The 18864-nt window shown below is 61.2% G+C and carries 14 protein-coding genes; 5 read left to right on the top strand and 9 right to left on the bottom strand.

What is annotated here, in order from left to right; genetic code table 11:
- Positions 1 to 7 precede the first annotated feature (7 nt).
- From WFJ47_RS10600 to WFJ47_RS10580, 5 genes are all read left to right on the top strand, one after another.
- On the top strand, positions 8 to 748 hold the full coding sequence (locus WFJ47_RS10600; protein ID WP_336762916.1) for a gamma-glutamyl-gamma-aminobutyrate hydrolase family protein: 741 nt from the start codon (positions 8 to 10) through the stop codon (positions 746 to 748).
- Entirely contained in the window at positions 745 to 1545 is an 801-nt protein-coding gene (locus tag WFJ47_RS10595; protein WP_127099714.1) for a pseudouridine synthase, read from the top strand. Before WFJ47_RS10600 ends, WFJ47_RS10595 begins: the two co-directional genes overlap by 4 nt.
- On the top strand, positions 1545 to 2099 hold the full coding sequence (gene rsmD / locus WFJ47_RS10590; RefSeq protein ID WP_336762878.1) for a 16S rRNA (guanine(966)-N(2))-methyltransferase RsmD: 555 nt from the start codon (positions 1545 to 1547) through the stop codon (positions 2097 to 2099). Before WFJ47_RS10595 ends, rsmD begins: the two co-directional genes overlap by 1 nt.
- A gap of 385 nt (positions 2100 to 2484) precedes the next feature.
- Positions 2485 to 5148 (top strand): DNA translocase FtsK 4TM domain-containing protein, encoded by a 2664-nt coding sequence (locus tag WFJ47_RS10585; protein ID WP_370264766.1) that lies wholly within the window; start codon positions 2485 to 2487, stop codon positions 5146 to 5148.
- A gap of 16 nt (positions 5149 to 5164) precedes the next feature.
- Entirely contained in the window at positions 5165 to 5824 is a 660-nt protein-coding gene (locus tag WFJ47_RS10580) for an RNA pseudouridine synthase (RefSeq protein WP_336762876.1), read from the top strand.
- Here the strand turns inward: WFJ47_RS10580 and WFJ47_RS10575 are convergent.
- The 9 genes from WFJ47_RS10575 to WFJ47_RS10535 all read right to left on the bottom strand — a co-directional run bounded on the left by WFJ47_RS10575 (position 5797) and on the right by WFJ47_RS10535 (position 18841).
- Positions 5797 to 6816 carry a glycosyltransferase gene (locus WFJ47_RS10575; protein WP_233581854.1) on the bottom strand — a complete coding sequence of 340 codons (1020 nt, stop codon included), beginning with the start codon at positions 6814 to 6816 and terminating at the stop codon, positions 5797 to 5799. The two genes, WFJ47_RS10580 and WFJ47_RS10575, sit on opposite strands and share 28 nt — an antisense overlap.
- Positions 6817 to 6818: 2 nt before the next feature.
- On the bottom strand, positions 6819 to 7721 hold the full coding sequence (rfbD, locus tag WFJ47_RS10570) for a dTDP-4-dehydrorhamnose reductase (protein WP_127099706.1): 903 nt from the start codon (positions 7719 to 7721) through the stop codon (positions 6819 to 6821).
- Positions 7718 to 8278, bottom strand: a complete 561-nt coding sequence (gene rfbC, locus WFJ47_RS10565; protein WP_336762874.1) for a dTDP-4-dehydrorhamnose 3,5-epimerase — start codon at positions 8276 to 8278, stop codon at positions 7718 to 7720. The genes rfbD and rfbC overlap by 4 nt, the downstream gene beginning before the upstream one ends.
- Before the next feature lie 11 nt (positions 8279 to 8289).
- A complete protein-coding gene (gene rfbA, locus WFJ47_RS10560) occupies positions 8290 to 9201 on the bottom strand; it encodes a glucose-1-phosphate thymidylyltransferase RfbA (protein ID WP_336762873.1) in 912 nt (303 codons plus the stop codon).
- Positions 9198 to 10253 (bottom strand): dTDP-glucose 4,6-dehydratase, encoded by a 1056-nt coding sequence (gene rfbB / locus WFJ47_RS10555; RefSeq protein WP_336762872.1) that lies wholly within the window; start codon positions 10251 to 10253, stop codon positions 9198 to 9200. The genes rfbA and rfbB overlap by 4 nt, the downstream gene beginning before the upstream one ends.
- Positions 10254 to 10785: 532 nt before the next feature.
- A complete protein-coding gene (locus tag WFJ47_RS10550) occupies positions 10786 to 12063 on the bottom strand; it encodes an MATE family efflux transporter (RefSeq protein WP_336762913.1) in 1278 nt (425 codons plus the stop codon).
- A 351-nt stretch (positions 12064 to 12414) separates the two neighbouring features.
- A complete protein-coding gene (locus WFJ47_RS10545) occupies positions 12415 to 14202 on the bottom strand; it encodes a DUF885 domain-containing protein (RefSeq protein ID WP_336762870.1) in 1788 nt (595 codons plus the stop codon).
- A gap of 50 nt (positions 14203 to 14252) precedes the next feature.
- On the bottom strand, positions 14253 to 15752 hold the full coding sequence (locus tag WFJ47_RS10540; RefSeq protein ID WP_336762868.1) for an efflux transporter outer membrane subunit: 1500 nt from the start codon (positions 15750 to 15752) through the stop codon (positions 14253 to 14255).
- Entirely contained in the window at positions 15749 to 18841 is a 3093-nt protein-coding gene (locus WFJ47_RS10535; RefSeq protein WP_336762867.1) for a CusA/CzcA family heavy metal efflux RND transporter, read from the bottom strand. The genes WFJ47_RS10540 and WFJ47_RS10535 overlap by 4 nt, the downstream gene beginning before the upstream one ends.
- Positions 18842 to 18864 lie beyond the last annotated feature (23 nt).

Here is an 18864-nt window from a genome sequence, read left to right as displayed (position 1 = left end):
CCATCTCATGACACGCGCGCCTCTCATTGGCCTGACCCTCGATATCGAACCAGGCGGGTCGGAAGCCTTCTCCCGCTTTCCCTATCACGCCCTGCGACAGAACTATTTCAGCGCCATCACGGCCGCTGGCGGGTTACCCGTCGGGCTGCCTCATGAACCTGTCCTCGCCGCTGCCCTTATGGCGCGCCTCGACGGTCTGGTCGTCACAGGGGGCGCGTTCGATCCCGATCCTGCGCTCTATGGAGAGAGGCCGCACCCCATGACCACGCTCAAGCCCGGGCGCACTGATGCTGAGCTGGCCTATCTGCATGTCGCCCGCGCCGCACGTCTGCCGATCCTGGGCATTTGCGGGGGCATGCAGCTCATGGCCATCGCCTGGGGTGGGGCGCTTCATCAGCACCTGCCCGATCATGCGCCCGGTCCTATCGCCCATGAGCAACCTAATCCACGCGACGAGCCGGGCCATGCAGTCGGCATTCTGCCGGGCACGCTTCTGTCCCGGGTGACCGGACAGACCAGCATGCAGGTAAATTCCTCCCATCACCAGGGCGTACGCGACCCTGGGGCACTCCAGGTGAGTGCTCTGGCCCCTGACGGCGTGATCGAGGCGATCGAGACACAGGACGGAATTTTCGCTCTGGGGGTGCAGTGGCACCCGGAATTCGCTATCGATCCGGGCGATGCGCGTCTATTGGCTGGATTCATCGACGCGGCCCGACACGCGACACCACAGGACAGACGAGCATGACCGAAGAACAACGCGGCGAACGCATCGCCAAATGGATGGCCCGCGCGGGCGTCGGAAGCCGACGCGATATCGAGCGCATGATCGAGGCCGGACGCATCCGCATGAACGGCGCTTCGGTCGAGCATCCTGCCACCTTCGTGCAGGATGGCGATATCATCCAGCTCGACGGCAAGGTGGTCGGGAGCAAGGAACACACCCGCGTCTGGCGCTATCACAAGCCTGACGGGCTGATGACCACCCATCGTGACCCGCAGGGCCGCCCCACCGTCTTCGACTCCCTGCCCGAGGGCATGCCGCGCGTCGTCAGCGTCGGGCGTCTGGACATCAATTCCGAAGGGCTTCTCCTTCTCACCAATGACGGCGAACTCGCCCGTCGTCTGGAGCTTCCCTCCAATGCCTGGATCCGGCGTTACCGCGTCCGGGTGTTCGGCGTGGTGGATGAACGCCGCCTTGCCGCCCTTGCCCATGGCTCGGAATTCGACGGCGTGCGCTATGGGCCCATCGAAGCCGGTCTGGACTCACAGAAAGGCGATAATGCCTGGCTGACCGTCAGCCTGCAGGAAGGCAAGAACCGGGAAATCCGTCGCGTCATGATGGGGCTCAACCTGCATGTCAGCCGTCTGATCCGCGTTTCCTACGGTCCCTTCCAGCTCGGCACGCTTCAAAAGCGCGAAATCGAGGAAGTTCAGGGCAAGATCCTGCGCGAGCAGATTCCTGGCCTTGCTGCCGCCCCGCGCCGCGTCAAACGCGTGGTGAAGGACGCCGCCCCCGCCATCACGGAAGCCGAAGACGAATAATGCGTATCGTCGGTGGTGAACGCAAAGGCGTTGCCCTGCAGGCCCCGCGTGGCGACACCACGCGTCCGACTTCGGATCGCGCACGTCAGGCTGTGTTCGACATGCTGGCCCACGCCCCTTGGGCCGGTATGGATTTCATGCGCAGCGCCCATGTGCTCGATGCCTTTGCCGGCACGGGCGCGCTCGGGCTCGAAGCCCTCTCGCGCGGTGCGGCTTCCGTCACCTTCATGGAGCAGGATCGCAACGCTCGCGCCGTGATCTCGGCCAATATCCGCGCCTGCCGCTTCGACTCCCATGATCTCGCTGTTCTGACCTGCGACGTCACCCGTGCCCCGCGCGCTGACAGGCCGTGCTCGCTGGTGTTTCTCGATCCCCCCTATGGCAAGGACCTGATCCCGGCCACCCTCAAGGCGCTGACCCGCACGGGCTGGATCGCCCCCGGTGCCGTGATCGTGGCAGAGACCGCCGTCAAGGATGAACTCGCCGTCGATCTCCCTCTGCTCACCGAGCGCCGCTTCGGCGTGGCCCAGATCCGGATCTGGCGCGCCTCCTGAGATCAGGGCTCTATCCCGGAAGTGGAGAGTTAAACCTTTTTGATCACCTCTGAAGCTTACACAGGTTTGCGGGGGAGGGCCGTTCTTTGACGGGGTGTACCCTCCGGAGGTGAGTCCCCGTACCTTTGGAGGGGACAAGCTTCGTCGATCCCCGGTTCGGCTCAAACAGATGTCCGGAGGAAGACCGCCCTTTGGTGGCGTATGGGGCAGAGTCCCATGACCAGACGCATAAGCGCCCCACAACGGCAGATTTCAGCCTTTTTTGCTCTCGTCTATGGGCGGCGTTCCGCTATAGTTCTGCCATACGACAGAGTTATATCCAGACGATGCTCGATGCCCCATGCGCGGGGTAAGATGTATTGCGCAAAGACAGGAAGACGCGAATTTGGCTTCGTTCAGCCGCTTCTTTTCATCAGGCACCGCTTCCCCCCGGATACGCAGCCAGTTTCATGACCGGCTGACGGAGCTGGGCGGGTTCATTCTGCTCGCCCTCGCCCTTGCGCTGGGTGTGGCCTTGTGGAGCTACAACCCGCAGGACCCGTCTTTTGACACGGCCACGACATCGGTCCCGACCAATCTGCTGGGTCAGCCGGGTGCCACATTGGCCGATGCACTGGTGCAGTGGCTGGGGCTCGCGAGTGCTTTGCCGATCATCGTCATGCTGTGCTGGGCCTGGCAGATCGTACGCCACCATGCGCTCAGCGTGCCGATCCTGCGTTTTATCGCCTTCTTCTGCCTGCTTCCTGTTGCTGCAGCGCTGATTGCCACGATACAGGTGCTGATTCCGGCCCTGACGACAACCTGGCCTTCCCGCGCCGGGTTGGGGGGGCAGCTCGGTCTGGTTCTGGCCGATCATCTGGTATCGACCGGCCGGGCCACGATGGGCAAGGCGGGAGGCGTTGTCTTCTCGTTGCTCGGGCTTTTGCTGACGCTCCTGCTCATTCCGCTTGCATTGGGCCTGCGCCGCAGCGAGTGGCTGGCCCTGTTCCGGGGCGCGCGTTCCGTAGGGCGCGGGTCGGAACATCTGGCGCGGCGCGTGGGCAACCGCGCACGGCAGAGCACCCCACCGGACTGGAGCAGCTACGAACCTGTCGAAGCAAAGGCCTATCGACACGAGCACCCCTATCCCTCGCCGAGACGCGAAAGCGAGGCTGCGCGAGCACCTTTCATTCCGGCCAATACGGGCTGGCTACAGCCGCCCGAGCGTCCGCAGGAAACGGTGCCAGCCCTTCACGCACCACAAACGAGCCCGCAACCAGCCCCAGCGGCCGAGCCCAAGCCATCCAATCCCTATGGTGTCCAGCTCGCCCAGATTGCGCGGGACCAGGAAAGCGCCATGCGTCCTGCTGCCGTGACGCACTATGCGGAGCATGAAGAGGCACCGGCTTTTCCGGAAGAAGCGCCGCCCATCCCCCGTCAGGAAGAAGAACCGAAACGCGGATTTTTCGGTTTCGGGCGTGCGCGCGCCGAGCGACCGAGCCCACCGCAGCCCGATCCCGCTGCCCGCCAGGGCTGGGAGAGTGCAGGGTGGCAGCCCCCCTCACTCGGTCTGCTGCGCAAGGCGCCCGCTCATGGGGGAAATGGCCCGTCGAACGAGGTCCTGCAGGCCAATGCCCGTCTCCTGGAACAGGTGCTCTCCGACTACGGGGTCCAGGGTCAGATCGGCGATATTCATGCGGGGCCAGTGGTCACGCTCTATGAGCTGGAACCTGCCCCGGGCATTCGTTCTGCCCGGGTGATCGGTCTGGCGGATGATATTGCGCGTTCGCTCTCGGTGCTGAGCGTGCGTATCGCGACTGTGCCGGGACGCAATGTCATTGGCATTGAAGTGCCGAATGCGTCGCGTGAAACCGTGTATTTCTCGGAACTGCTCGATACGCCGGAGTTCCATGAGCCGGGGGCGCAGCTGCGTCTGGCACTCGGCAAGGACATCGCAGGCAATCCGGTCTATGCCGATCTGGCCAAGATGCCGCATCTGCTGATCGCGGGGACCACGGGCTCGGGTAAATCCGTGGGCGTGAACGCCATGATCCTGTCGCTGCTCTATCGGCTGACGCCGGAAGAATGCCGCCTGATCATGATCGATCCCAAGATTCTCGAACTCTCGATCTATGACGGGATTCCGCATCTGTTGACGCCGGTCGTAACCGAGCCGAACAAGGCGGTGGCGGCGCTCAAATGGACCGTGCGCGAGATGGACAAGCGCTATCGCTCCATGGCGCATCTGCAGGTGCGCAACATTACGGGTTACAACCAGCGCGTGCGTCAGGTGCGCTCGACAGGGGAGCTGGTGACGCGTCGCGTGCAGACCGGCTTCGACCCAGAGACCGGTCAACCTGTTTTCGACGAGCAGCAGCTCGCCCTCGAGACCATGCCGCATATCGTGGTAGTGATCGACGAAATGGCTGATCTGATGATGGTGGCAGGCAAGGAGATCGAGGCCGCCGTCCAGCGTCTGGCACAGAAGGCCCGTGCCGCCGGTATCCACGTGATCATGGCCACCCAGCGCCCCTCGGTGGATGTGATCACCGGCACCATCAAGGCCAATTTCCCGACGCGCATTTCCTTCCAGGTGATCAGCAAGTTCGACAGCCGCACCATTCTCGGCGAGCAGGGAGCCGAGCAGCTTCTGGGCCAGGGCGACATGCTCTACATGCAGGGCGCAGCCCGTATCACCCGTGTGCATGGACCCTTCGTGGCCGATAGCGAGGTCGAGGATGTGGTCGCCGATCTGCGCAGCAAGGGCGAGCCAGTCTATAATGACGAGGTGATCTCGAGCCTCGATGACGAAGGCGGCAGTTCCTCATCGAGCGGGAACGGCATGAATGGCGGGAATTATGACGCCGAATCCAGCCTGTTCGATCAGGCCGTCGATCTGGTGACACGTGAGGGCAAGGCCTCCACCTCCTTCATCCAGCGCCACCTCTCGATTGGCTATAACCGGGCGGCCAAGATCATCGAGCAGATGGAGAAGGAAGGCGTGGTGAGCGCCGCGAACCATGTGGGCAAGCGCGAAGTCCTCACACGACGTCCACGCGACGAGGATTGACCCCTCCCCTCCCCCGATGAACACGTCCTTTCCCTATCCCATCCTCTATGAAAGCCCCCGGCTGGTCGTGATCGACAAGCCGGCAGGGCTGCCCGTGCATCCCGGCCCGAAAGCGCAGCATTCGGTTGAGGCCCTGTTTCCTCTGCTGTCACGGCGCAAGGATGGCCCATGGCTCGTGCATCGTCTCGATACGGACACATCGGGTTGTCTGATGATCGCCCTGCGCAAGCAGGCGCTCGTGGAGGCCCAGGCGCTTTTTGCCTCGGGGCAGGTCAGGAAGACCTATTGGGCTGTAGTCACCAACGCGCCCGATCATGCCGAAGGGATGATTGAGGCACCACTGCGCAAGGTGACCTCGAAAGAGGGCTGGCATATGGAAGCCCATCCCGATGGACAGGACGCGCGCACAAAATGGCGCGTATTGTCCCGTCAGGGGAACAAGGCCTTGCTCGAACTAGACTTGCTGACGGGGCGTACCCATCAGGCGCGTGTGCATTGTCAGGTTCTGGGGTGCCCTATCCTGGGCGATGCCCGATATGGCGGGGGGGCTGGCAGGCTTCATCTCATGAGCCGAGCGCTCGAAGCCACTCTGAGCGGCGAGACGGTGCGAGCCCAGGCGGAGCCCCCGACCTTCATGAAGGAGAGTTGTCAGTCTTTCGAACTGGCCTGGCCGTAAAATAGGAACCAGAGCCGGAACAGCCAGGTCTCGGCGGGGCGCTGTCTCACGAAGTCGCGCTCGGCAAACAGAAAACGCAGCCGCGCGCCAAACCCGCCCCTCGATGCCTTTCTCAGCCTGAGCAGGAATCCGGTCGACTGCGCCGTAAGGCATTCTTCAACATCGGATGTAAGCAGACGCGTCACGAGGGCATCATGCAGCGCCATGAAGGCCGCAGGACCTCGGCGCAGGGCCCGCATCCCGCGCACGAACAGGGAGCGTTCGACACCGACAGCGTTTCGCCGGTGCTGTCGATAGAGGCTAACGCAGCGCTCATCGAAATGGAAAGTGCCACCAGCACCGAGGATCAGCGTATAGGCCCACCAGTCATGTAACACCCCCTCAGGGGGCATGAACGGACGAATAAGCGCCGCTGCCTCGCTGTTGAGCAGGATTGTATGACCGGTTGCCAGGTTCTGAATCAGGCTTGAGGCAAAATTCGGCTGGCGACGGAGCGCCAGGGAGGGGCCCTGAACAGCGAGGGATTCATCAGTGAGATATTGCCGAGCGCAATAAAGGGCGGGTCCCGCGACTGCATCGAGCGCTTCACGAGCCCAGGCCAGCTTCGTTGGAACCCAGACATCATCCTGATCCGCATAGGCAATCAGCGCGTCGCGTGGGGCGGCGTCCAGCAGCAGAGCATAGGAGAGGGCGACACCGAGATTGGACGGCTCGACATCGACTTCGATACAGCGTCCCTGACCGCGATGCTCCTGAAACGAGAGCATGATGGCGCGCGATGCATCCTGCGAACCGTCATCACGCCAGTACAGGCACCAGTCATCGTCTGATTGTGCCAGGAAGCTGTCGAGCTGCTGATTGAGAAACGCCTCGCCGTTATAGACAGAAAGCAGAATCGCAACGGGCGGCCTCGAGGCCGCCCGCTCCGTATCACGCCCACCCACCGCATAAAGGCGCGGCGGAGCAGCAAAATCTCGCTCCGAACGACTCACGCTCAGGCCGGCTTGCTCGCAAAATGCTCATCGACTGCGCGGGCCACACCATCGCGCCATTCAGGCAGGCGAATGCCGAACACGCGCTCAAGCTTGCTGCAGTCCAGACGCGAATCCTGAGGACGCTTGGCCGGAGTCGGCCAGTCCTCGGTGCGGATTGCCGCAACCTCGACCGGCATGGTCTGGCCATGACGCGTTGCTTCCTCAAGAGCCGCAACAGCCAGACCGTGCCAGCTCGTATCGCCTGTACCGCAAGCATGATAGATCCCGGCAAACCGGTCCTGCCACCCCGCCTTGATCTGATCGACAATACCGAGAATGGCCTTTGCCAGATCATCGGCATTGGTGGGGCAGCCATACTGGTCGCCGACCACCTTCAGATGGGTATTCTTGGCGCCCGCATTGACCATGGTGCGCACGAAGTTCTTGCAATGCCCGGAATAGACCCAGGCCGTACGCAGGACCACGCTACGCGGCTGCGCCTTGAGAACGGCCTGCTCACCCGCTGCCTTGGTGCGGCCGTAAACCGTTTGAGGCGTCACCGGGTCGGTCTCGACATAGGCCGTGCCCTTGTCGCCCGCATAGACGTAATCGGTCGAAACGTGGATGAGTGGGATTCCCTGAGCGGCACAGAGGCGCGCCAGTTCGGCCGGACCGGTCTCATTGGCAGCCGTGGCCCCTCCGACCTCGCTCTCCGCTAGATCCACTGCGGTCCAGGCTGCCGCGTTCACCACCAGAGAAGGCGTGTAGCGCGCCAGTGTGGCCGCCATGGTCTCAGGCGCAGCGAGGTCGAATTCAGGACGACCGACCACGACCACGCGCGACCCGCCGAGGGTCTTCAGCGAGCTGGCCAGCTGGCCCTGACCGCCCGTGACAAGGATCAGATTATCGGATGCCGTGCTCATGAGTACTGGAACCAGCCCTTGGCTTCCGGGAAATGCGGTGCGATCTGGTCCTTGTCGGAGAGAACGACCTCATCCGCGCTGATCGGCCAGTCGATGGCCAGATGCGGGCAATTCCAGATTACGGCGCGCTCGGACGCCTTGTCATAAAGCGAGGTGCATTTGTACTGAACCTCGGTATTTTCCTGCAGGGTCACAAAGCCATGCAGAAAGCCGGGTGGCACCCAGAGCTGCGACCAGTTTTCTTCCGAAAGCTCGGCTGCGACCCATTTGCCGTAGGTGGGCGACCCGGTGCGGGCATCAATCGCCACATCCCAGATCGCACCCTTCGTGCAGCGCACGAGCTTGCCCTGCACATAGGGGGCCACCTGACAATGCAGGCCGCGCACTACGCCCTTCTGAACGGAAAGGCTCTGGTTGTCCTGAACGAAGGTCAGATCAATGCCAGCCTCGACCATCTTCTGATGGTTGTAGGTTTCAGAGAAGAACCCACGTGAATCGCTGAAGCGCTGCGGCGTGACGAGAATGACGTCAGGAATAGCGAGACGTTCGACTTTCATGGCGTGGCTCCTCAGTTGCGGCCGGAGTGGGATTGCTGGGCGAGCTCGAGCAACATGCGACCGAGTTCCGTCTTGGCCTTGGCCTTGCCCTGCGTGATGAGCTGATCGCGATCGATGAAGCCCATGCGATAGGCCACTTCGGTCGGTGACCCTACCAGCATGCCCTGACGGGACTGGATGGTCTGCACGAACAACCCGGCCTGCATCAGGCTGTCAGGCATGCCTGCATCGAGCCAGGCGCAGCCTCGCCCCAGACGATCGACCTGCAGTGTCCCCTCTTCCAGATACATCTGGTTGAGGTCCGTGATCTCCAGTTCGCCACGCGGGCTAGGCTTTACGCGCTTGGCGAATTCAACCACGCGATGGTCATAGAAATACAGACCGGTCACTGCCCAGTTGGACTCGGGCTCGCTCGGCTTTTCAACAATACGCTGGGCCCGACCACTCTCATCGAAGCTGACCACACCATAACGCTCGGGGTCGCGCACCTGATAGGCGAAGACGGTGGCCCCTTCCGGACGGGCGGCTGCGGCACGCAGCAACACGCTCAGATGATCGGCAAAAATCAGATTATCGCCCAGCGCCAGAGCGCAGGGCGATCCATCGATCCAGTCTTCCGCAATCAGGAAGGCCTGAGCCAGACCGTCCGGCGAGGGCTGTTCGCGATACTCGAAGCGCACACCGAACTGCGAACCATCGCCAAGCAGGCGCTTGAACTGCGGCAGATCATGGGGCGTGGAGATGATCATGATATCCTGAATGCCAGCCAGCATAAGTGTGGTCAGCGGATAATAGATCATCGGCTTGTCATAGACGGGCAGAAGCTGCTTCGACGTTGCCAGGGTCATGGGGTGCAGGCGCGTGCCCGACCCACCGGCTAGAAGAATGCCCTTCATCGGCTTGGATGCGGCAACGGCGTTCATGCATTTGTTCCCAGTCTCTGTCCGGTGTAACGGCGGGCGCGGATGCCTTCCCACCAACCGCGATTATCGAGATACCACTGGACCGTGCGGCGGATACCTGTCTCGAAATCGTGCTTCGCCTTCCAGTCCAGTGCCTGCTCGGCATGGCTGGGGTCGATCTCGTAGCGGAAATCATGGCCGGGGCGGTCGGTCACGAAACGGATCAAACGCTCGCGCGGACCGGCCGGATCGGGCGACAGCTCGTCCAGAACCGTGCAGATCGCCTTGACCACCTCCAGATTGGTGCGCGGCTGGCGCGCGCCAATGGCATAGGTCTCACCAGGCTTGCCATTCTCGACAGCCTTGACCAGCGCCTCGGCATGATCTTCGACGAACAGCCAGTCGCGGATGTTTTCACCCTTGCCGTAAACCGGCAGCTCCTTGCCCTCGAGCGCATTGATTGTCACCAGGGGAATCAGCTTCTCGGGGAAGTGCCAGACGCCATAATTATTGGTGGTGTTGGTCACGAAAGTGGGCAGGCCATAGGTATGATACCAGGCGCGCACCAGATGATCGGAGGCCGCCTTCGACGCCGAATACGGGCTGCGCGGATCATAGGGGGTGGTCTCGGTGAACGGTGGGTCGTCGAGCTCCAGATGGCCGAAGACCTCATCTGTCGAAATGTGATGGAAGCGGAAAGCCTTCTGGGATTCGGCGTCCAGCGTCTGCCAGTAGCGACGTGCGGCTTCAAGCAGCGCATAGGTGCCGGTCACGTTGGTCTCGACGAATACGCCGGGACCGTCAATCGAACGATCGACATGGCTTTCCGCAGCCAGATGCATCACGGCATCGGGGCGATATTCCTCGAACAGCTTCGAGAGCTCGACTCCGTTGACGATATTGACGGCAGCATGGCGATAGCGCGGATCGGCCGCAACCTCACCGACCGTCTCTTCCGAAGCGGCATAGGTCATGCAGTCCACATTCAGGACCTCATGGGAAGTCTGACGGATCAGATGCCTGACCACGGCAGATCCGATGAAACCGCAGCCACCTGTCAATAAAATTCGCATCGCAACTCTCAGTCACAGCATTGCACAAAGGCAGCAGTCCGGCCTTCAGCCCTGCGCCAACGATCCCTGATTACAGTCTCACAGGGTGGGAAGGAAAGACGAGATGTATAACAAAATACGCTTGGATTTCGTTTTATTGCATAGTTATCATGGCATCATCGCGCAAGTTCTGGCCCATCTCGTTACGATAGAGGAAATATCTCATCTCTGCCCTACAGAAAAGTGAATTCCCTAAATAGATTTCTCTCAACTGATAATATTTATGGTGGCAAAGAGGGGAAAATAGAAATCTGTATGGGAATATCTACTTGGATGCGGAATTATCTCGTCATTACTCTGATTATTTCTTGAGTAATGGCCATAATTTCATTCACTCTCATCCATTTTAGCCATTATTCCTCTGGGCCTTCGATTTCCCGGCTACTTCCCCACTCCTCAAATCCCATATCTTCCCTCACATGGCGGGTGAGCCAGAACCAGGCAGGCATAGGGGGGGCTGGATGTAAATTGCCCGTGAGCCGTCCTTCAGAACTCAGATCCGTCTGATCACCCTGAAGGCCGTGAGCGCCGCAAAGCTGCCGAAAATCACTACGCCCAGAGATTGTCCCACCAGGATACCGATCGGCCCGTAATGCGAGCCGACCCAGACAAAGGGAATCGTCCCAAGAGTGGCGCGCCCCCAATTGAAACCGGTCGAATAGAGCGGGTGCCCCAGATTATTGAAGGCAGTATTCGAGACGAAAAGCAGTCCGACGAAGAAATAGCTGGCTACCAGCCAGCAGCAGAAAAGCGTGACGATATGGATCGCGACCCCCTTGGACGCGAAGAGATGCAGGATCGGCACGTGAAACAGGGCCAGGATCGCCCAGGTGAGCACGACACATAAGGCCGTCAGCTTCAACGAGGCATGGAGCGTCTCACGCACCCGATCCTTTTTTCCGGCTCCAAGGTTTTGCGACATGATCGGTCCGACGGAACCTGTCAGCGCAAACACGAAGGCGAAGGCGACCGGCACGATCCGATCGATCGTCGCCTGTCCGGAGATGGCTTCCAGCCCAAAACGCGACATGAAATGCGTGGTGAACAACCCGCCCACAGGCGTCGCCAGATTGGTCGCGATCGCCGGGAGCGCCACCGCTCCGATCTGACGCGTGGCCGGGGCAATCGCCCAAAGCCGCGGCCATTCCAGCATGCGATGATCGCGCAGACTGACGAAGCCGAACAACACCACCGCTCCACGGGACAGGATGGTGCTGATCGCAGCCCCCGTCAGCCCCATATGAAAGCCAAAGATCAGAATCGGATCGAGAATGGCCGAAACGAAGGCCCCCACCAGCGTGACCTGCATCGAACGCCGCGCATCGCCCACGCAACGCAAAAGTGCCGATTGCGCCATGCCATAACAGACCATAGGCAAGGCGGGGGACACCAGATGCAGGAAGCCCGCAGCCTGTTCCAGCGCTTCCCCCCTTGCGCCCAGCAAGGCCAAGAAAAACGACGCAAACAAGGCGGTCAGACAACCCAGGATCGCCGTGACGGCCACCATCACCACCATGAACGCCGAGGCAAAACGTCGTGCCCTGATGATACGACGGGCTCCGATCATGCGCCCGATGACCGCTCCCAGTCCGATGGTCATCCCGATCGACACGGCCACTTGCACGTAACCCAATGCCGCTGCGAAACCGATTGCCGCCGTCAGGGCCGGATCATGAAGATGTGAGATATACCAGAAATTCAGCAGATCGACCGCAAACACGGCCATCAATCCGATCGCCCCCGTGCCCGCCATGACCACGACATGACGCATGATGCTGCCATGCACGAAGCGCGCCGGACGCGTGGCCTTCAGATCGACAGCAGGTTCAGAATCCTGCACCGTCGATGCATCAGGGGATATCTTGCCGGGGGAAGGAGCAGTCAGGGACATATCCTTCCGATCCTGCCCGTTTCCTGCCACTCTGGAAACGACAGAAATCCCGAAACCTGCCTTTTTTTACGGAGGACCGCTTCTGCCGTTGCGCGGATCGGGGTCGGGCATGCAGGGCAAAGCCCCGCACCCAGATAAGAAAAGATCCCCTCGATTCCCGCCTCTCAACGGGCAGGCTTCCAGAAAATGACCGGCCATTGGTGGGGTGTGGGGCCGGGCCCCCACCCGCCCTTACTTGTGGTTTTTCACTTCCCTGATCCAGCTATCCACCCGATCGGCAAGCAGGTTGAGCGGCAGGGCTCCTCCGGAGAGAACGACGTCATGGAATTTACGGATGTCGAATTTCGGGCCCAGTTCCGTTCTGGCCTTTTCACGCAGGCGCAGAATGGTCTGCTGACCCAGCATGTAGCCCAGGGCCTGTCCGGGCCAGGCGATGTAGCGGTCGGTTTCGGCCTGCATATCAGGCTCGCTGGTGGGCGGATGAGCGTGGAAGAATTCCAGCATCTGGGCACGCGTCCAGTGCAGGTCATGCACACCCGTATCAAGCACCAGACGATCGGCGCGCAGGAGTTCACCGTTCAGGCGCCCGTAGTCGCTGTAGAGGTCCTTGTAGAAGCCCAACTCCTTGCCGAGACCTTCGGCGTAGAGCGCCCAGCCTTCGATATAGGCGTTATAGAAACCCTGCTGACGGAAAGGCGGCAGCGGCAGGGACTGGGCGGTAGAAATCTGGAAATGATGGCCGGGAACACCCTCATGATAGGCCGTGTCCTCGATGGTGTAGAGGTCACGCTTGGCGTAGTCGCCAGTATTCACGAATACAATGCCAGGACGTGAACCATCGGGCGTACCCTGATGATATTCGGCGCCAGCAGCCTCGGCCTCACGATACCGCTCGACCGGACGCACCTCCAGCTTGGTGGTCGGGATCCTGTCGAAATCGCGGGTGAGAGCAGGCTCCATCTGCGCGATATACTTGCGATACAGTTCGATGATCTGCTCGCGCGAGGTCGCATAGAGCTTGGAATCCTTGGCCACCGAAGCGCGCAAGGCAGAAAGGTCGGCGAAACCGAGCTTATGGGCAATCTCACCCATTTCGCCCTCGATCTTGGCGACCTGATCCAGCCCGAGCTGATGGATTTCCTTGGGAGACATGGTGGTGGTGGTCAGAGTGCGGATATCGTAGCGATAAAGCACATCGCCACCAGGCAGAGCCCAGACGCCGTCCTGAGCACGGCCATGTGCCGTGTAACCCTTCTTCATGAAGGCCGCGAGGCGCTGATAGGCCGGGCGAACGTCGTGGTCGATCGCATTCAGAATCGCCTTGCGCAGGCGGGTCTGATCGGCGACAGGCACGGCGGCCGGGAATTTCGTGACAGGTTCGCCAAACGGACTCTTCTCACCGGCGGGTGCGGCAATCTGCTCGACCTGCTGCTCTGCTTTCTCGAGCAGGAATCGCGGCGGCATCAGCCCATCCTTCTCGCCTAGGCGTGCCAGGGCGATCACCTGATCGATGGCCTTGGGAATGGCACGCAGGCGTGCGAGGTAATCCTCATACTGCCTGGTCGTGTCGAAGGGGATACTCGAGACAAACCCCGGATACTGAAGCTGGGCACCGTTCATCTGGTCGATCGGCATCTCATAGGTCTTGAGATGGATCCCCTCGAGCGTGTCCTGGATCTGTTGGATAATCATCGCGCGGCTGATCTGCCGCTGTTCATCGAGCGAGGCGGGCGAAATCGCCTCGAACTTCTTGAGAAAGCCGGTCAGAACAGGGACGGAGCCCTGGATATGGGCGAGAGACAGATCGCTCCACCGATCATTGTACCGGTAATCGCCAATCGATGTGGCGAGTTCAGGCGCGTTCTGCAACTGATACTGCCATTCCTCGTCGAGGAGACGATCGAACGCGGCCGCCGCCTTGGTGTCCGACGGTGCAGCAGGGGCCGCGAGCGCCGTCGTCGAAGCAAGGAGGCAGCCAAGTCCCATCAGGGCGAGGCGAGAGGAGCGGGGGAATCTCATGCGGGTCGGATCTCCTGATTCGCGCCAGGCGCAGGACGATCCGAACCGGGTCAGAACGCCGCGCGCCAGTCTGTCGAGGGAACCTTCATAGCGGTATCGTTACGATGCCACCACCCGCCGCCCAGGGCCTGAAACAGTGCCACGCTATCGGTATACCGTGTGGCCTTGGCCTGAATCAGAGTGAGCCGGGCCTCGAGCTCGATCTGCACGGCGGCCTGAAGCAGGACAGGGCTGATATCGCCATAGGACATCTGGCTCTGCGAAATGCGCAGACTGCGCACAGCCGCATCCTCATTGGCTGCGCTGATCGTCAGGGCATCGGAATCATCCTGCAGGGCGTGGAGCGTGTCGGCCACATTCTGCATCGAGGTCAGCACGGTATTCTTGTATTGCTCCGTCGCCGCCAGAAGATTGGCGCGCGCCTGACGCTCCAGATGCATGAGCTCGAAGCCCTGGAAGATCGGCTGGGTCACCATCGCACCGATCGACCAGTTACCGTAGCCAGGGGTGAAGAACTGGCTCATGGCATTGATAGCCTGACCCGGCGTGGCAGAGAGCTGCACGTTTGGCAGGCGGTTGGCAATGGCGACACCGACCTGTGCGCTGGCGCTGTGCATTTGCGATTCCGCTGCGCGTATGTCCGGACGCTGGGCCAGAAGCGCACTGGGCAGGCTGACCGGCAGGGTGGCAGGCAGGCGATAGGCCTCAAGCGGGATCTCGGGCAGGACCTCATTGGGCGTGGTACCAACCAGAGATGCGATCTGGTCGTGCGCCTGCTCGGCCTGCAGATGCAGAGGCGGCAAAGTGGCCTGGGCCTGCGTCAGGGCGGCCTTCTGCGCCAGAAGCTGCGCCTCGGAAATATCCCCGAGCCTGAACTGCTTCTCCATGATGCCGAGCAGTTTTTGCTGCGTCGCAATGATGTCGTTCGCGGCCTCGATCTGGGCGTTGAGGCTCGACTGCGTGATCAACGACACGATCAGCGTATTGATCAGCGTGTTGGTCGTCGCGATCAGCTGGAAACGCTGCATCTCGGCCTGAGCAGCCTGAGATTCCACCTGACGGCGCAGTCCACCCCAGAGATCGGGCTGATAGGAGATATTCAGCTGCAATGTATGCAGATTGTAGAGATAGGCATTATTGCCTGGCACGGGCGAGAGGGCCTGCGAGGTCTTGTTACGCGTTGGATTGAACGAGGCCGAGATACTGGGCAGCAGGGGCGCACCAGCCACCTTGGTCTGCTCATACGCGGCCTTGAGCGTGGCCTGGGCCGATTTGAGCGACGGATTGTTCTGAAGCGCTCGTGTTACGAGGGCATCAAGTTGCGGCACGCCCAAGGCCTGCCACCAGGCGCCTGACAGGTCAGCCCCGGCGGTCAGGGTCTGGGCTGCGCCTGCGGCGCCGCTACCGGCGGTACCATGAATGGCGGCAGGCAGGGCCGTGCTCTGATAGCTGCCCGTCTTGAGCATGTCAGGACGATGGAAATCCGGACCGATGGCGCAGCCCGACAGGGCGAGGCCAGCCGCGCAGGTCAAAAGCGCGAGACGGTTCATGACAGACCTCCCGAACGGCGCGCCCTGCGGCGCTCGATATAATGCTCCATCTCGAAGAAGAAGACGGGCAGGACGAACAGGGTCAGCAGGGTTGCAATGCCAAGGCCACCCACCACGACCGTCGCCAGACCGCGCTGCACGTCGGTGCCGACACCCGTAGCGAGGGCAGCAGGCAACATGCCGGCGCTGGCCACGGTCGCGGTCATGAGAACGGGACGGAAACGTTCGGCCGCACCCGCCAGTACGGAGTCATGAATGCTGAGCCCGGCGCGATGATGACGATTGATCGCCGCAATCATGATGATGCCATTCTGTACCGCCACGCCAAACAGGGCGATGAAGCCGACGGCTGTGGCAATATTGAGGGTCTCACCGCGCAGGTGAAGCGCGATCAGGCCGCCCAAAGTCGCGAGCGGGACGACGCTGAGCACCAGAACGGCATGACGGAAGGTCCCGAACTCCATGAACAAGAGCAACAGCATGATGGCGAACATGACCAGAAGCGCGACACCCAGACGCGCCTGGGCACGCTGCTCCTGCTCGAAGCTGCCCGCCCATTGCAGGCGATATTTGCGTGGATCGAAATGCACCTGCGAGGCGATGCGCTTCTGGGCATCCTCAAGATACTGAGACAGGGGGCGCTGCCCGTTATCGACCCGTATGGTGATCTGGCGTTCACCCATTTCATGTGCGATGTTGCTCTCACCCATATGAAGACCCACATCAGCCACCTCAGCCAGGGGAATGGGCGCGCCATCAGTGGAGCGCAGCGGCAGAGAACGTATAGAGGCGAGATCGCTCAGGTCGTTGTTCCCGACATGCAGCGTCGCGTTATAGACGCGGTCTTCCACGTACACCTGGGTGATCGCGCCATCGCCGATCGCGTTCTGCACGACAGTGCTGATATCGGACACGTTGATGCCATAGCGCGCCGCCTGCTCGCGACGAGGCGTGATCATGAGCTGCGGGATCTGCGGCTCCTGAAAGATCGAGGCATCGGTCGTGCCGGGTACGTCATGCAGGATGCTCACGATCTGTCGGCCGATACGGCGCAATTCGTGGAAATCATTGCCATAGACACGAAGCACCAGGGGTGAATGCGCGCCGCCTACCAGATCGTTCATGCCATCCTGGATCGGCTGGCTGATACCGAAGCTGATACCCGGAATCTGGGAGAGACGGTCGCGCAAACGCGCGATGAACTGCGCCTTGGTTTCACCGCTCGCCCATTGGTCATAGGGCTTGAGCCCGACGGGCATCTCGATATGCGAGAAGGTCCAGGGATCGGTCCCGTCATCGTTACGGCCGAGCTGGGTAATGGCATAGGATGTTTCCGGGAATTCGCGCACCGCCGAGCGTACCTCGCTGGCGATACGGCTGCCCTCATCCAATGAGATACCCGTGGGCAACTGAACCTGAAGCCAGAGCGCCCCTTCATCCAGATCGGGCAGGAACTCGCGCCCGACGGTAGCCCCTAGGATGACGACAGAAAGCAGGGCCGCCCCCCCACCGATATAGGTAACCAGAGGGCGGGCGAGCATGTGATTGAGCCCGCGCTCATAGGCATGATGCAGCTTTTCGAGCGGGCGGTTATGCCAGATACGCCGAGGCTTGTACAAAGCCAGATAGCTCAGTGTCGGAATAAGGCAGAGCGCACAGGCCAGCGCCCCCATGAGAGCGAAGCTGACGGTATAGGCCATGGGCCGGAACAGCTTCCCTTCGCTCCCTTCGAAGGCGAAGAGCGGTGAATAGGCTACGATGATGATAAGCGTCGAAGAGAAGATCGAGCGCCCCGCGATACGCGCGACACTCAGCACCTCGGTACTGGTCAGCGTGGCCTTGGGCGATTCCTCGCGCAGGCGCAGGATCGCCTCGGTAATGACGATGGCCCCGTCCACGATCACGCCGAAATCGATGGCGCCCAGCGAGAACAGATTGGCCGCCATGCCGAAGAAATGCATGAGCACGAAAACGGTCGAGAGCGCGAGCGGAATGGTGACGGCAGTGACCACCGCACTGCGCGGGCTCCCGAGGAACAGGGTGAGAATGATCAGCACGAGGCCGATACCCTCGACCATGGTTTCGCCAACCTTGTGGGTGGTAGCCTTCACCAGATTATCGCGGTCGATATAGGGCACCAGCCGCACATCGAGCGGCTTCAGGCGCTCCTGCAACTGGTCGACCACGTTATGCACGTTATCCAGAACCAGAGAGGGATTGGCACCGGACAACATGGTCACGATCCCCTCGATGGTATCGGGGTTGTTGTCCTTGCCCAGAATACCCTCACGGATCTGATGGCCGAACTGGACCTGCCCCAGATCACTCAGCAGAACCGGCGTGCCGTTATGCTGCGCCACCACGATGCGCTTCATATCGTCCAGCGTATGGATCATGCCCACGCCGCGCACGATATAGGATTGCTCGCCACGCGTGATGCGCCCGCCCGCAGCATTGGCGTTGTTGTTTTTGATGGCGTTGACCACGTCATCGGTGCTCAGCCCGTAGCGCAGCAGCGCGTCGGGCTTGAGCACGAGCTGGTACTCACGTGTCAGCCCACCGAAGTTATTGACGTTGACGATTCCCGGTACGCGCTGAAGCGTGGGGATGACAATCCAGCGCTGCACATCCGAAAGCTGCATCAGATCCATCGAATCCGATTCCAGCGTGTAGCGGAAAATCTCGCCTGCCGGGCCGGTGATGGGGCCGAGTTGCGGGGTCACGCCATCGGGCATGCTGGCCGTGCCGAGCAGTTCCAGCACGAGCTGTCGTGCCGTGAACACATCGACGCCATCATGAAAAATCAGCGTGATAAGCGACAGGCCGAACGTACTACTCGAGCGGCTCTCGGTCACACCAGGCACGGCAGAGAGCGCGCGCTCGAGCGGCACCGTGATCTGCTGTTCCATCTCTTCGGCAGCCAGGCCGGAAACCTGGGTCGTGACCTGAACGTTGACCGCGCCCAGATCGGGATAGGCCTCGACAGGCAGCACGCGCCAGGCATAGCCCCCGGCAAGCGCCAGAAACACGGCGCATATGAAAACGATATGACGGCGCGCAAAGCACCATGAAATCAGGGTCGCAATCACGGATCAGGAGACTCTCATCTGCG

The sequence above is a fragment of the Asaia sp. VD9 genome (genome assembly GCF_037150015.1).
Lineage (GTDB): Bacteria > Pseudomonadota > Alphaproteobacteria > Acetobacterales > Acetobacteraceae > Asaia.
Note: the sequence above shows the minus strand (reverse complement) of the source record. Positions and strands in the feature narration are given on the sequence as shown.

Coding starts and splice junctions, on each gene's coding strand:
- WFJ47_RS10600 (WP_336762916.1), top strand. CDS start 8: ATGACACGCGCGCCTCTCATTGGCCTGACCCTCGATATCGAACCAGGC.
- WFJ47_RS10595 (WP_127099714.1), top strand. CDS start 745: ATGACCGAAGAACAACGCGGCGAACGCATCGCCAAATGGATGGCCCGC.
- rsmD (WP_336762878.1), top strand. CDS start 1,545: ATGCGTATCGTCGGTGGTGAACGCAAAGGCGTTGCCCTGCAGGCCCCG.
- WFJ47_RS10580 (WP_336762876.1), top strand. CDS start 5,165: ATGAACACGTCCTTTCCCTATCCCATCCTCTATGAAAGCCCCCGGCTG.
- rfbD (WP_127099706.1), bottom strand. CDS start 7,721: ATGAGCACGGCATCCGATAATCTGATCCTTGTCACGGGCGGTCAGGGC.
- rfbC (WP_336762874.1), bottom strand. CDS start 8,278: ATGAAAGTCGAACGTCTCGCTATTCCTGACGTCATTCTCGTCACGCCG.
- rfbA (WP_336762873.1), bottom strand. CDS start 9,201: ATGAACGCCGTTGCCGCATCCAAGCCGATGAAGGGCATTCTTCTAGCC.
- rfbB (WP_336762872.1), bottom strand. CDS start 10,253: ATGCGAATTTTATTGACAGGTGGCTGCGGTTTCATCGGATCTGCCGTG.
- WFJ47_RS10550 (WP_336762913.1), bottom strand. CDS start 12,063: ATGCGTCATGTCGTGGTCATGGCGGGCACGGGGGCGATCGGATTGATG.
- WFJ47_RS10545 (WP_336762870.1), bottom strand. CDS start 14,202: ATGAGATTCCCCCGCTCCTCTCGCCTCGCCCTGATGGGACTTGGCTGC.
- WFJ47_RS10540 (WP_336762868.1), bottom strand. CDS start 15,752: ATGAACCGTCTCGCGCTTTTGACCTGCGCGGCTGGCCTCGCCCTGTCG.